General features: G+C 62.2%; 1 pseudogene. It reads left to right on the top strand.

The features are described from left to right. Positions 1-365, top strand: a pseudogene (locus AC5ZGW_RS47585) (helix-turn-helix domain-containing protein); the annotation flags it as partial.

Genomic DNA, 365 nt, shown 5'->3' with positions numbered 1-365 from the left:
GGCATCGTTATGCCGACCAAGGCCTTGAAGGGCTGCAAGACAAGGCGCGACCGGGCAAGCAGCCAATCTATACGAAGACGACCGACAAGCGGATTCTGAAGCTGCTGGATAAGCCGCCCCCGCAAGGGTTCGCGCGCTGGACCGGCCGAGGCGCTAGGCGATGTTGACGTCCAATATGTTTGGCGGTTCCTGCGCAGTCACACGATTGACCTCGCGGCTCGCAAGTCCTGGTGTGAGAGCAACGACCCGAACTTTACGGCCAAAGCCGCCGATGTTGTCGGCCTTTACGTCGCCCCGCCGGCGAAGGCCATTGTGCTATGCGTGGACGAGAAGCCCTCGATCCAGGCCTTGGAGCGAGCGCAGGG

This window comes from Bradyrhizobium sp. Crot121, assembly GCF_059512385.1.
The sequence above is the reverse complement of the archived record's forward strand: the minus strand, read 5'-3'. Positions and strand labels throughout refer to the sequence as shown.